The 12,624-nt window shown below is 71.5% G+C and carries 13 protein-coding genes; 10 read left to right on the top strand and 3 right to left on the bottom strand.

The features are described from left to right. The first annotated feature begins 9 nt into the window (after positions 1–9). A complete protein-coding gene (locus AVL59_RS46645) occupies positions 10–432 on the top strand; it encodes a hypothetical protein (protein ID WP_067316513.1) in 423 nt (140 codons plus the stop codon). A gap of 7 nt (positions 433–439) precedes the next feature. Here AVL59_RS46645 and AVL59_RS46640 read toward each other — a convergent pair whose 3' ends face one another. Then, on the bottom strand, positions 440–931 hold the full coding sequence (locus AVL59_RS46640; RefSeq protein ID WP_067316512.1) for a MarR family transcriptional regulator: 492 nt from the start codon (positions 929–931) through the stop codon (positions 440–442). An 83-nt stretch (positions 932–1,014) separates the two neighbouring features. Here AVL59_RS46640 and AVL59_RS46635 point away from each other — a divergent pair, with 83 nt between their 5' ends. From AVL59_RS46635 to AVL59_RS46595, 9 genes are all read left to right on the top strand, one after another. Beyond that, positions 1,015–1,374, top strand: a complete 360-nt coding sequence (locus AVL59_RS46635; RefSeq protein WP_067316510.1) for an HGxxPAAW family protein — start codon at positions 1,015–1,017, stop codon at positions 1,372–1,374. 45 nt (positions 1,375–1,419) lie between these two features. Further along, positions 1,420–2,292, top strand: a complete 873-nt coding sequence (locus tag AVL59_RS46630) for a DUF2797 domain-containing protein (RefSeq protein WP_079147317.1) — start codon at positions 1,420–1,422, stop codon at positions 2,290–2,292. An 87-nt stretch (positions 2,293–2,379) separates the two neighbouring features. Further along, a complete protein-coding gene (locus AVL59_RS46625; protein ID WP_067318576.1) occupies positions 2,380–2,736 on the top strand; it encodes an antibiotic biosynthesis monooxygenase family protein in 357 nt (118 codons plus the stop codon). A gap of 100 nt (positions 2,737–2,836) precedes the next feature. Further along, on the top strand, positions 2,837–3,577 hold the full coding sequence (locus AVL59_RS46620; protein ID WP_067316508.1) for a response regulator transcription factor: 741 nt from the start codon (positions 2,837–2,839) through the stop codon (positions 3,575–3,577). Continuing rightward, the gene (locus tag AVL59_RS46615) at positions 3,574–5,178 is read left to right on the top strand and encodes a sensor histidine kinase (protein ID WP_079147316.1); all 1,605 of its coding nucleotides are present in this window, start codon (positions 3,574–3,576) and stop codon (positions 5,176–5,178) included. Before AVL59_RS46620 ends, AVL59_RS46615 begins: the two co-directional genes overlap by 4 nt. Positions 5,179–5,192: 14 nt before the next feature. Continuing rightward, positions 5,193–6,671, top strand: a complete 1,479-nt coding sequence (locus AVL59_RS46610; protein WP_067316504.1) for a bifunctional glycosyltransferase family 2/GtrA family protein — start codon at positions 5,193–5,195, stop codon at positions 6,669–6,671. Further along, complete coding sequence (locus AVL59_RS46605; RefSeq protein WP_067316502.1) at positions 6,668–8,848, top strand: ArnT family glycosyltransferase; 2,181 nt, start codon at positions 6,668–6,670, stop codon at positions 8,846–8,848. The genes AVL59_RS46610 and AVL59_RS46605 overlap by 4 nt, the downstream gene beginning before the upstream one ends. A gap of 60 nt (positions 8,849–8,908) precedes the next feature. After that, the gene (locus AVL59_RS46600; RefSeq protein ID WP_208870562.1) at positions 8,909–10,294 is read left to right on the top strand and encodes an MFS transporter; all 1,386 of its coding nucleotides are present in this window, start codon (positions 8,909–8,911) and stop codon (positions 10,292–10,294) included. Positions 10,295–10,449: 155 nt separating this feature from the next. Continuing rightward, complete coding sequence (locus tag AVL59_RS46595) at positions 10,450–11,208, top strand: TetR/AcrR family transcriptional regulator (protein WP_067316497.1); 759 nt, start codon at positions 10,450–10,452, stop codon at positions 11,206–11,208. Positions 11,209–11,221: 13 nt separating this feature from the next. Here the strand turns inward: AVL59_RS46595 and AVL59_RS46590 are convergent, their stop codons facing one another. Further along, positions 11,222–11,692, bottom strand: a complete 471-nt coding sequence (locus tag AVL59_RS46590) for a PPOX class F420-dependent oxidoreductase (RefSeq protein WP_067316494.1) — start codon at positions 11,690–11,692, stop codon at positions 11,222–11,224. Between the two features lie 86 nt (positions 11,693–11,778). Continuing rightward, entirely contained in the window at positions 11,779–12,600 is an 822-nt protein-coding gene (locus tag AVL59_RS46585; protein WP_067316492.1) for a YceI family protein, read from the bottom strand. Positions 12,601–12,624: the final 24 nt, after the last annotated feature.

The raw sequence follows: 12,624 nt of genomic DNA, 5'->3' as shown, positions 1-12,624 counted from the left end.
GAAGGGGCGATGCCGCGTAGGCGCCCGTCAGCTCTGCGGAGCGAGCTTCCCGTCCGTCTCCCGAGGCGGCGGCGCTATCCGCTCATCGACCGCCTCTCCGGATCCTGCACGGCCGACCTCCGCCGGCTGGCACGGACCCGTTTCGGGCCCGAAGCCACGGAAGAGGCGTTCTGGCACTGGAAGGCACTCGCCCACGGCCCGCTCAGGTACCTCGCGGACCCGTTCGCGGGCCCTGATTGCGGCATCTCCGAGTGCGGGTGCAACGGCGCCGGCTTCCGCGATCACCTGGAGGCCGTGCTGCACGCGCTGCCCAGGAAGAGCGCCCGCGAGCTGCGCGCACGCGTGCGCGCCCTCGACGAGAGGATTCTGACGAGAGCCGAGGTCATCCCGGCCGCCGGCCCGGACGCTCCGTGGTGGCGAGACATGCTCTAGGGCCGGCTCAGCACTCCTCCTCCGGGTCGTTCCTGTTCAGCTTCTCCAGGTACTCGTGGGCGAGGGACGTGGCCCGGGTGAACCAGTCGGTGATGACCGCCAGTTCCGCGGGGTCGTAGTCGGCGAACAGGTCCGTCAGGCGTTTGTAGTGGCCCGCGTACACCGCCTCGACCCGGGTCACGGCGGCCGGTACGGCGGCCACCCGGACCCTGCGGCGGTCGGAGGGGTCGGGGCGGCGGATGACGTAGCCGGCGCGTTCGAGGCGGTTGAGGATGCCGGTGACCGCGCCCGTGGTGACATGCGCGCGGGCCGCGAGGTCGCCGGCCGTGAGCAGGTTCTCGCCCGCCTCCAGGACGAAGGCGAAACAGGTGAGATCGGTGACGTTCACCCCCAGCCGCCGGGCCAGCTCCTGCTGCCCGATCACATGGGCGGCGATGAGGTGGTCCATGGCCGACAGCGCTTGTGCCGGGGTGGCGGGCGGTCGGGTCGTGCCGTCCATCTTCCTGAATCCCTTAGCTCGTGAGATATTCGAGTGATGAATTTCTTAGTCCGTGAGGGAGTCTCGTCCCTGGAGGCGGCTGTATGAGTCTGTACGACGAGGGTCACACGATCGCCGGCTGGACCGGCACCGGTATCGCGGCCGTCGGCAGCGGTGTGGTGGGGCTCGGGGTGTGCACGGTCTCCGTTCCGGCCCTCGTGGGCGGGCTGGTGATCGTGGGCGTGAGTGTTCTGGTCACCTGGGCCCTGCATCTGTCCGGCTGGGGCAAGCCGCCGGGTGTGCGGCCGCGGGAGCGGTGGGGGATGCGCGTGCGGGACACCGAGGCCCGGCAGGGGCATCCGGGGTGCGTCGGCTGCCGGCTGGCGGGACGGGGACGGCGTACGGAGATCGTGGCGCCGGGCGAGCCCCGCGCCGAGTCGGTCAGTCTGTCCGCCGTCGAATAGCGGCCCGCGGGGCGTTGTCGGTGCCGCCTTCTACTCTGACGAGTGATGGCACACAGGTGGACATGCTCGGGACTGCGCTGGACGCCGGAAGGTCCCGCGCTGATGTGGGACGGCGGGCGGCGCAGCCCGCTGCCGTGGGGGAAGCGGGTCGCGTTCGCCGTCGCCGGGGACGCGGCGCGGCGGTGCGTGGGCGCGCGGGGGCATGCCTGTCCGCTGCGGGCCGTCGTGCCGGGGCGCGGCACGGGGGCCCGGTGCGAGGAGTGCGCCCGGCTGGACCGGGCGCACTCCGTGGCCGCCGACACCATCGCCGATGATCCGCGGCCGTACCGCGTCTATCTGGCCTGGTTCGGACCCGGCATGGTCAAGGTCGGCATCACCGCCGTCGAGCGGGGCCCGGCACGGCTGCTGGAGCAGGGCGCCGTCTGTTTCAGCTGGCTGGGCACCGGCCCGCTGATGGCGGCCCGCCGCACCGAGGAGCTGCTGCGGGCCGCCCTGCGGGTCCCGGACCGGATCGCGTACGCCGAGAAGAGGGCCGTGCGGTCGGCGCTGCCCGGGGCGGAGGCCGAGCGGGCCGTCGAGGTGCGGGAGTTGCACGCCCGGGCCGTCGTGCTCGACGGGTGGCCGGAGTCGTTGGGGCGCGAGCCGTGCCGACCGGTGGATCACCTGGGCGTGTTCGGGCTCTCGGACGTACCGGCAGCCGTCGGTGACGTCGTCGAGCTGGTCCCGGGCGGGATCGTCAGCGGTGAGCTGGTCGCGGCCGCCGGCCCCGATCTGCATCTGGCCGTCGCCGGGCGCGGGGTCGTCGTCCTCGACACCCGGCTGATGGCCGGGTGGGAGCTGGCGCCGCTGCCCGAGGCGGCCGGCGCGTTCACCGTCCCGGTGCGGGAGTTCACGAGGGAGCAGGACGCGCTGTTCTGACGGCGAAGGCAAAGAGTCGGATCCCGTACGGATCCCGTTGGGCAAGGTCCATGGACCGGAGGTGTCGTGCGGTCCATCGTGGCTGACATGAGCGATCACACCGTTGCACCTGTCGTCCCCACTCCGGCTCTCGAACCTCCTTACTACGCCGTCGTGTTCGCCTCCGTCCGCACCGACCGCGACCCCGACGGATACACCGGATCCGCCCGCCGCCTCTCCGGCCTCGTGCGGCGGATCCCCGGCTTCCTCGGCGAGGACTTCGCCCACACCCCCGGCGGACTCGCCATCTCCGTCGCCTACTTCGGGGATCTGGCCGGGATCGAGGAGTGGCGCCGGGATCCCGAGCATCTCGCCGCCAAGGAACGCGGGCGGGAGCGGTGGTACGAGCGGTACGTGATCCACATCGCCCGGGTCGAGCACAGCCACGGGTTCACGCGTACGTGAGCGCCTCCCAGGTGTTCCCTGAGAAGCGCCTGTGCGTTTCTCAGGAAAATCACAGAGACGTGAAAGCAGGTTCTCAGAGGACCCCGACAAGGTGTCCGCCATGACCACGACCTCGCCCCAGGGGCGCACCGAACTGCTGAGGCCGGACGGGAGCCCCGTCCGAGTGCTTGTGGTGGACGACGAGCTGTCGATCACCGAACTGCTGAGCATGGCTCTTCGTTACGAGGGCTGGCAGATCAGAAGCGCGGGGGACGGACAGGGCGCCATGCAGACGGCCCGCGAGTTCCGGCCCGACGCCGTGGTCCTGGACATGATGCTGCCCGACATGGACGGGCTGGCCGTCCTCGGCCGGCTGCGCCGCGAACTGCCCGACGTGCCCGTCCTCTTCCTCACCGCCAAGGACGCCGTCGAGGACCGTATCGCCGGGCTCACCGCCGGCGGCGACGACTACGTCACCAAGCCGTTCAGCCTGGAGGAGGTCGTCGCCCGGCTGCGCGGGCTGATCCGGCGCTCCGGGGCCGCCGACCGGCGCTCCGACTCCGTGCTCGTCGTGGGGGACCTGACCCTGGACGAGGACAGCCACGAGGTCTCGCGGGCCGGGGAGTCCATCCACCTCACCGCCACCGAGTTCGAGCTGCTGCGCTTCCTCATGCGCAATCCGCGGCGCGTGCTCAGCAAGGCACAGATCCTGGACCGCGTGTGGTCCTACGACTTCGGCGGGCAGGCCAATGTGGTCGAGCTCTACATCTCGTACCTGCGCAGGAAGATAGACGCCGGCCGGGAACCGATGATCCACACCCGGCGTGGAGCCGGTTATCTGATCAAGCCCGCCGCGTCATGAGCGGGCGACGACGGCCGCGTCCGCGGAAGCGACGAGGGGGACAGCCGCGCACCCTGCGGGCGCGGCTCGTCGTCGCTTCCGTGGTGCTGATCGCCGTCGTGTGCGCGGTGATCGGGACGGTGACGACGCTGGCGCTGCGGTCTCATCTGTACGACCAGCTGGACCGGCAGCTGCGTGAGGCCGCGGCGCGTGCGTCGGGCGACTTCGCGCCGCCCGGCCCGGACAAGAACGTCGGCGCGCCCGGCCAGGACCTCCAGCGGGTCCCACGCCACAAGGCGACCGATCTCGGTGACTTCGTCAAGCACGGCCCCCAGCCCAGCGGCACGGTCGCGGCCGTCGTCGTGGGCGGCTCCGTCACCGACGGCAAGGTCGGCAAGAAGTCGCTGTCCACGTTCGACATGAGCCCCGAGAACCTCACCGACGCCCAGAAGACCGCCCTCGGCGAGGTCGCCCGGGACGACGACGCGCACACCGTGGAGCTCCCGGGGCTCGGCACGTACCGCGTCCAGTACCGGAGCGGCTACTACGTCGGCATCCCCACCAAGGAGACCGACAGCACCGTCAACACCCTCATCCTCGTCGAGGTGAGCGTCACCGCCGCCGGACTGGTCGCCGCCGGTATCGCCGGGTCCGTGCTCGTCGGCGTCGCCACCCGCCCCCTGCGCAAGGTCGCCGCCACCGCCACCCGGGTCTCCGAACTCCCGCTGCACACCGGCGAGGTGAACCTCAGCGAGCGCGTACCGGAGTCCGAGACCGACCCGCACACCGAGGTCGGCCAGGTGGGCGCCGCCCTCAACCGCATGCTCGACCATGTCCACGGCGCCCTGCACGCCCGCCAGCAGAGCGAGACGCGGGTACGGCAGTTCGTCGCCGACGCCAGTCATGAGCTGCGGACTCCGCTCGCCTCCATCCGCGGGTACGCCGAACTGACCCGGCGCGGGCGCGAGCAGGTCGGGCCGGACACCCGGCACGCCCTCGGGCGGATCGAGTCCGAGGCCGGCCGGATGACCCTCCTCGTGGAGGATCTGCTGCTCCTCGCCCGGCTCGACGCCGGGCGGCCCCTGCAGTTCGAGCGGACCGACCTCGTCCCGCTGGTCGTGGACACCATCAGCGACGCCCGCGCGGCCGGCATGGACCACAACTGGCGGCTCGACCTGCCCGACGAGCCCGCCCTGGTGTCCGCGGACGCGGCACGCCTGCAGCAGGTCCTCGTCAACCTGCTGGGCAACGCCCGCAACCACACCCCGCCGGGTACGACCGTCACCGCGCGCGTGCAGCGGCGCGGGCCCTGGACGTGCGTCGAGGTCGAGGACAACGGGCAGGGGATCCCGCCGGACCTGCTGCCGCATGTCTTCGAGCGGTTCGCGCGCGGCGACTCCGCGCGCTCCCGCGCCACCGGATCCACCGGGCTCGGCCTCGCCATCGTGCAGGCCGTCGCGGCCGCGCACGGCGGTGCCGTGACCGTGGACAGCGTGCCCGGACGGACCGTCTTCACGGTGCGTCTGCCGGCGCTCGCCCCGCAGCCGCAGTCGGAAATGAACTGGCAGCAGCACTCACAGGCACAGCACAGTGCCACCACATCGGTGCGACAGGGCGTCTGACGAGAGTCGGTTCCATGCGAACCGACTCTTCTCCCGGCACCCTGCCGGCGCGGGAGCACCTCCCGGCCGGAAACGCCGGTACGCCTGTCCTGGACGTAGTGATCCCCGTCTACAACGAGGAGAAGGACCTCCAGCCGTGTGTGCTCAGACTGCATGACCACCTCGCCCGCACCTTCCCGTACGCCTTCCGCATCACGATCGCGGACAACGCGTCCACGGACAGCACCCCGCTGGTGGCGGCGCGGCTCGAGGCGGAGATCCCCGAGGTCGCCAACTTCCGCCTGGAGCAGAAGGGCCGCGGCCGGGCCCTCAGGACCGTGTGGTCCGCGTCCGGCGCGCCGATCCTCGCCTACATGGACGTCGACCTGTCCACCGACCTCAACGCCCTGCTGCCGCTGGTGGCGCCCCTGATCTCGGGCCACTCGGACCTGGCGATCGGCTCCCGGCTCGCCCGCACCTCCCGGGTCGTGCGCGGCCCCAAGCGGGAGTTCATCAGCCGCGCCTACAACATGATCCTGCGCGGCTCGCTGCAGGCCCGCTTCTCGGACGCGCAGTGCGGCTTCAAGGCCATACGACGTGATGTCGCCCAGGTGCTGCTGCCCCTGGTGGAGGACACCGGCTGGTTCTTCGACACCGAGATGCTGGTGCTCGCCGAGCGGGCGGGGCTCAGGATCCACGAGGTGCCGGTCGACTGGGTCGACGACCCGGACTCCACCGTGCACATCGTCAGGACGGCCACCGACGACCTCTTGGGCGTGTGGCGCATCGGCAAGGCCCTGACCACCGGTTCGCTGCCGCTGGACCGGCTCACCCGGCCCTTCGGCGACGACCCGCGCGACCGCGAGATCCAGGACGTACCGAGGGGGCTGGCCCGCCAGCTCGTCGGATTCTGCGTGGTCGGCGGCCTGTCCACCCTCTTCTACCTCCTCCTCTACAGCGTCTTCCGGCAGTTCTCCGGCTCGCAGATCGCCAACGCGCTCGCGCTGCTCGTCTCGGCCGTCGCCAACACGGCCGCCAACCGCCGGCTCACCTTCGGGGTGCGCGGCCGGGGCGGAGCCGTACGGCACCAGGCACAGGGCCTGGTCGTCTTCGGCATCGGACTCGTCCTGACCAGCGGTTCCCTGGCCGCCCTGAACGCGGCCACCGGAAACCCGGCGCACTCCACCGAACTGGCGGTGCTCATCGCCGCCAATCTCGCGGCGACCGTCCTGCGCTTCCTGCTCTTCCGTGCCTGGGTGTTCCCCGACCGGCGGGATCCCGGCCCGGAAACGACCGTGGTCGCGGCGGACCAACCGTCCTCGCCCACCTGCCGCACCACACCCGAGTACGCGCCGCTCCCGCAGCGCCCGATGCCGTACCAGCCGGAGTACCGGCAGCCGTACCAGACCACCCAGGTCCGCGCCGGTGAAGCGGCGGACGGCAACTGGAGGGACGCCACCATGCGCCTGCAGCCGGTGCGCCCTCATGACACCGACCCGGGGGACCCCCGATGACCACCCGTTACGACCAGCCGACCCAGCCCGACAGCCCCGCCGCCTGGGGCCCGCCGCCGACCGGCCGGCCGCGGGACGGTGAGCCCCGGCAGCCGTTCGTACGGAGACTGTGGCGCGGCCGCCCCGAGGACCCGCGCTGGGCGCGCCCGGCCTTCCTCGGCCTGCTGGCCGCCACCCTCGTCACCTACCTGTACAACCTGAGCGCCTCCGGCTACGCCAACTCCTTCTACTCGGCGGCCGTCCAGGCGGGCAGCACATCCTGGAAGGCGTTCTTCTTCGGTTCGCTGGACGGCGGCAACGCCATCACCGTCGACAAGCCCTCGGCCTTCATGTGGCCGATGGAGCTGTCGGTCAGGATCTTCGGTCCGAACGCGTGGGCGATCCTCACCCCCGAGGTCCTGATGGGCGTCGGCGCGGTGGCGGTCGTGTACGCGGCGGTACGACGCCGGTTCAGTCCCGCGGCCGGTCTGATCGCGGGTGCGGTGCTCGCGCTCACCCCCGTCGCCGCACTGATGTTCCGGTTCAACAACCCGGACGCGCTGCTGGCCCTGCTGATGACGCTGGCCTGCTATTTCGTCGTACGTGCCGTCGAGGACGGGCGGACGAGGTGGCTGGTGTGGGCCGGTGCCGCGATCGGCTTCGCGTTCCTCGCCAAGACACTGCAGGCGTTCCTGATCCTGCCGCCGCTCGCGATCGTCTACGCCGTCTGCGGTCCGGTGAAGCTGAGCAAGCGGCTGGCACAGCTGGGCCTCGCGACCCTCGCGCTGGTCGTCGCGGGCGGCTGGTGGGTCGCGATCGTCGAGCTGTGGCCGGCCTCCTCCCGCCCCTACATCGGCGGTTCGCAGAACAACAGCTTCCTCGAGCTGACCTTCGGCTACAACGGCCTCGGCCGGATCAACGGCGACGAGACCGGCAGCGTCGGCGGCGGTGGCGGGGCGGGCGGCACCGGCCGCTGGGGCGCCACCGGCTGGGACCGGATGTTCGGCGACGAGATCGGCAGCCAGATCTCCTGGCTGCTCCCGGCCGCGCTGATCCTGCTGGTCGCGGGCCTGTGGGCGACCAGGAAGGCCCGGCGTACGTCGGTCACGCGCGCCTCGTTCCTGGTGTGGGGCGGCTCGCTGCTGATCACCATGGTGGTCTTCAGCTATATGGCGGGCATCTTCCACCAGTACTACACGGTGGCCCTCGCCCCCTACATCGCGGCCGTGACCGGCATGGGCGCCGGGCTGCTGTGGGAGAAGCGGAAGGAGACCTGGGCGTCCCTCACGCTCGCCGCGTCCGTGGTCGCCGCTGCCGCCTGGGGCTATGTGCTGCTCAACCGCACTTCCACCTATCTGCCCTGGCTGAAGTGGCTGGTTCTGGTCGGCGGGCTCGCGGCCGCGTTCGGCCTGGTCTTCGCGGGCCGCATCTCGCGGCAGCTCGCGCTCGGCGCGGCCGCGGTGGGCCTGCTGGCCGCGCTGGCCGGCCCGACGGCGTACACCCTCAGCACGGTGAACTCCGCGCACACCGGCTCCATCCCGACGGCAGGCCCGGCGGGCGCGAGCATGATGGGCTTCGGCGGCGGCCGTCCGGGCGGTGGCAAGGGCGGCGCGATGCGCGGCGGCTTCGGCGGCGGAATGCCCGGCCAGCAGGGCCGGCAGGGCCAGCAGAACGGCACTGGGAACATGCCGGGCGGCCAGGGCTTCCCCGGTGGCGGCATGCCAGGCCAGAACGGCAACGGCCAGGGCCGGAACCAGCAGAACGGCAATGGCTTCCCCGGCGGCGGCATGGGCGAAGGCGGCCGTATGGGCGGCGGCGCGGGCGGCCTGCTGAACGGCGCCAACGTCAGCTCCGCGGCCAAGAAGCTGCTGGAGAAGGACGCGGGGACATACACCTGGGTCGCCGCCTCCATCGGCTCCCAGAACGCCGCGAGCTACCAGCTGGCCACCGGCGACCCGGTGATGGCGATCGGCGGCTTCAACGGCACCGACCCGTCCCCGACGCCGGCCCAGTTCGAGAAGTACGTGGCGGACGGGAAGATCCACTACTTCATCGCCGGCGGCGGCATGGGCGGTGGCGCGGGAGGCGGCAACAGCGGTACGTCGTCCCGGATCACCTTGTGGGTCGAGAGCAACTTCAAGAAGGTGACCGTCGGTTCGGCCACCTTCTACGACCTCACCCAGAAGACGAGCAGCTGACGAAAGCGGTCGGCCGAAACTCGCTGTACACCGTATAGCTAGGGCTATACGGTGTACAGCATGTCTGCATCCCAAGGCCATCCCCAGCGCTGGGTGATCCTCGGCGTCATCTGTCTCGCCCAGCTCACCGTGCTGCTCGACAACACCGTCCTGAACGTGGCCATCCCCTCGCTCACCCGCGAACTGCACGCGGCCACCTCCGACATCCAGTGGATGATCAACGCCTATTCCCTGGTGCAGTCCGGCCTGCTGCTCACCGCGGGCAGCGCCGCCGACCGCTACGGCCGCAAGAAGATGCTGATCACGGGGCTCGCCCTGTTCGGCACCGGCTCCCTGGTGGCGGGGTTCGCCCACTCCACCGGCCAGCTGATCGCCGCCCGGGCCGGCATGGGCATAGGCGGCGCCCTGCTGATGACCACCACGCTCGCCGTGGCGATGCAGATCTTCGCGCCCGACGAGCAGCCGAAGGCGATCGGCATCTGGAGCGCGGTCAACGCGCTCGGCTTCGCGGCCGGCCCGCTCATCGGCGGCTTTCTGCTGAACCACTTCTGGTGGGGCGCGATCTTCCTGATCAACATCCCGGTCGCGGCGCTGGGCCTCGTCGCGGTGGTGGCTCTCGTACCCGAGTCCAAGAGCCCTCGCGGTGACCGCCCGGACCTGCTCGGCGCGCTGCTGTCGACCATCGGCATGGCCACGCTCGTCTTCGCGATCATCTCCGGCCCCGGCCATGGCTGGACCTCGCCGCGGGTGCTCGCCGCGGCGGGCGTGGCGGTCGTGGCACTGACGGCGTTCGCGTACTGGGAGAGCCGGGTCGAGGAGCCGATGCTCGATCTCCACTTCTTCCGGGACCGCAGGTTCACCGGGGCGGTCGCCGGGGCCGTTCTCATCACCTTCGGCATGGGCGGGGCGCTGTTCCTGCTCACCCAGCACCTGCAGTTCGTGCTCGGGTACGGGCCGCTGGAGGCCGGGCTGCGGACCGCTCCGCTGGCGTTGTCGGTCGTGCTGCTCAACTTCACCGGGCTGTCGGCGAAGTGGTTCAAGCGGCTGGGGACGCCGGTGTCGATCGCGCTCGGGATGATGCTGATGGCGGCGGGGCTGGTGTCCATCGCCGAGCTCGCCTCCGGCGGTTACGCCGGGACTCTGGTCGGACTGCTGCTGATCGGGGCGGGGTGCGCTGTCGCCAACCCGGCCATGGCGACCGCCATCATGAGCGCGATTCCTCCGGAGAAGGCGGGAGTGGGGGCCGGGATCAACGGCACCCTCGCCGAGTTCGGCAACGGGCTCGGAGTCGCCGTTCTGGGGGCTGTGCTGAGCTCTTCGGTCGCCTCGGGGGAGTCTTTGTCGGCCGGATTGGGGGCTGGGCAGTTGGTGGGGGCGGCTGCTGTGCTGATGGGGGGTCTGCTGGCAGCCGGGCTGTTGCGGCGGGCGGAGCGGATGGTCGCCTGAGAGCTCGGAGGGATGGGTATGCGTGCGGCTGCGGGGCCGTTGCGGCTTGTGGTGCCCACGCGGCGGAGCCGCACATCGGCACAGCCCCGCGCCCCTTCGGGTCGGCTGCCGCCTAGCATCTTGAGAAGTGGTCGAAACTCCGGAAGGGTGCGCCGATGGTGAGGGAAGCCGCGCGGTCGGCGAGGGCCAGTGTGTGGCTCGACGGGAAGGCACGGCGGGGTGGGCGCAGCGGGCAGCCCTCGGGGCTGGACCGGGAGCGGATCACCTCGGTGAGCGTGCGGCTGCTGGACGCCGAGGGGCTGGCGAAGTTCTCCATGCGGCGGCTGGCCGGCGAGCTGAACGTCACCGCGATGTCCCTGTACTGGTACGTCGACACCAAGGACGACCTGCTCGAACTCGCCCTGGACGCGGTCTACGGCGAGCTGCGGCTGCCCGACCCGGAGGCCGACGGCGAGGACTGGCGCGACGAGCTGCGCAGCCTGGCCACCGAATACCGGGTGCTCCTCGTCCGCCACCCCTGGCTGTCGCCGCTCGCCGGGCGGTACCTCAACATCGGACCCAACTCGCGCGCCTTCTCACGGCGAGTGCAGCAGGTCATCCGCCGCTCGGGGCTGCCCGCACGCGGTGTCACGGGCGCCATTTCCGCCGTCTTCCAGTTCGTCTACGGCTACGGCACGATCCAGGGCCATTTCGCCGACCGGGTCGCGGACGCCGGGATGAGCGCGGACGACTACTTCCGCACCGTCATGAGCGCCGTGTCCGAAGCCCCGCAGACCGCCGACGTCGTCGAGGAGGCCAAGGACATCATGGCGGCCCGCGGCGGTGACACGGTCGAGGAGATGCTCGACCGGGACTTCGCCTTCGCCCTGGACCTGCTGGTGGCCGGGATCGAGGCGATGGTCGCCCGCGGCTGACGGCCCGGGCGGCCTACTCCTCGGGGGCGAGCCGGGCCGGGAAACCACCGGTCGCCACAGGCCCCCACCGCTCGGGTGTCACCCGGATGATGGACTTCCCCTGCTTGACCATCGCCGCCCGGTACTCGTCCCAGTCGGGGTGCTCGCCGGCGATGTTGCGGTAGTACTCCACCAGGGGTTCGACGGAGTCCGGGCTGTCGATGACCTCGGCGGTCCCGTCGATCTGCACCCAGGGGCCGTTCCACTCGTCGCTCAGGACGATCAGGCTCACCCGCGGATCCCGCTCGGCGTTGCGGGTCTTGGCGCGCTCGGGGTAGGTGGAGACCACGATCCGGCCCGAGTCGTCGACCCCGCAGGTCAGCGGGGAGCCCTGGGGGCTGCCGTCGGCCCGCCGGGTCAGCAGGATGGCGCGATGGCGGGGCCGTACGAAGCCCAGCAGGTCGTCGAGCGAGACACGGGTGTTCGTCGCGATGTTCGGAGCCATACCGGCAGCCTAGAGGGAACGGGCCGCCCCGTCCTGACCCTGCTGGGGACAGCCGGGCACAGGGCCGCCCCCGAGCTCTCGGGCGCTCAGGCCATCGGCAACGAGTCCCCCTGAACCGCCTGGATGTCCAGCTCGACCTTCAGCGTCGTGCCGATCGCGGCGATCCCCGCCTGCAGCACCTGGTTGTAGTTCATCGCGAAGTCCTCGCGGTGCAGTTCGGCGGTCGCGCGGAACGCGGCGCGGGTACCGCCCCACGGATCGGCGCCGGTGCCGAGGTAGGCCAGGTCCAGATCGACCGGCCTGAGGATCCCGTGCATCGCCAGTTCGCCGTGGACCGTCCAGCGGTCCGGGCCCGCCTGGGTCAGGCCGGCCGAGCGGAAGGTGATCTCCGGGTGCCGTTCGACGTCGAGGAAGTCCGCGGACCGCAGGTGGGTGTCGCGCATCCCGTTGCCGGTGTCCACCGAGGCGGCGCGGATCACCGCCTCCACACGGGACTTGGTGACATCGTCCGGGGCGATCTCGATGCTCCCGCCGAACTCCGCGAACCGGCCGTGCACGCTGGAGATCCCCAGGTGCTGGGCGACGGCGGCGACGGAGGAGTGCGCCGGGTCGATGGTCCAGGGACCGGGCGGCGGCAGTTCGGCGCCGCCCCGCCGGGCCAGGGTCACCGTGCCGACCTCGGCCCGTCCGCTCGCGGTGACGATCGCGCTGGAGGCGGCGGGCGCGTACCCGACGGCCGTCACGATCACCGTGTACGCCCCCGGCGCCAGCTCGGTGGCGTCCCGTACGGCACCCTCGGCGTCCGCCTCGGCCCGCAGCACCTGCGTTCCGGTCATGTCGGTCACCGTGACGACCGCGTGCGAGACGGCCCACCCGTCCCGGGTACGGATCTTCGCGTTCAGGCCCATCCCGTTTTCTCCCTGCAAAGGCTT

It is taken from the genome of Streptomyces griseochromogenes, assembly GCF_001542625.1.
GTDB classification, from domain to species: Bacteria; Actinomycetota; Actinomycetes; order Streptomycetales; family Streptomycetaceae; genus Streptomyces; species Streptomyces griseochromogenes.
Note: the sequence above shows the minus strand (reverse complement) of the source record. Positions and strands in the feature narration are given on the sequence as shown.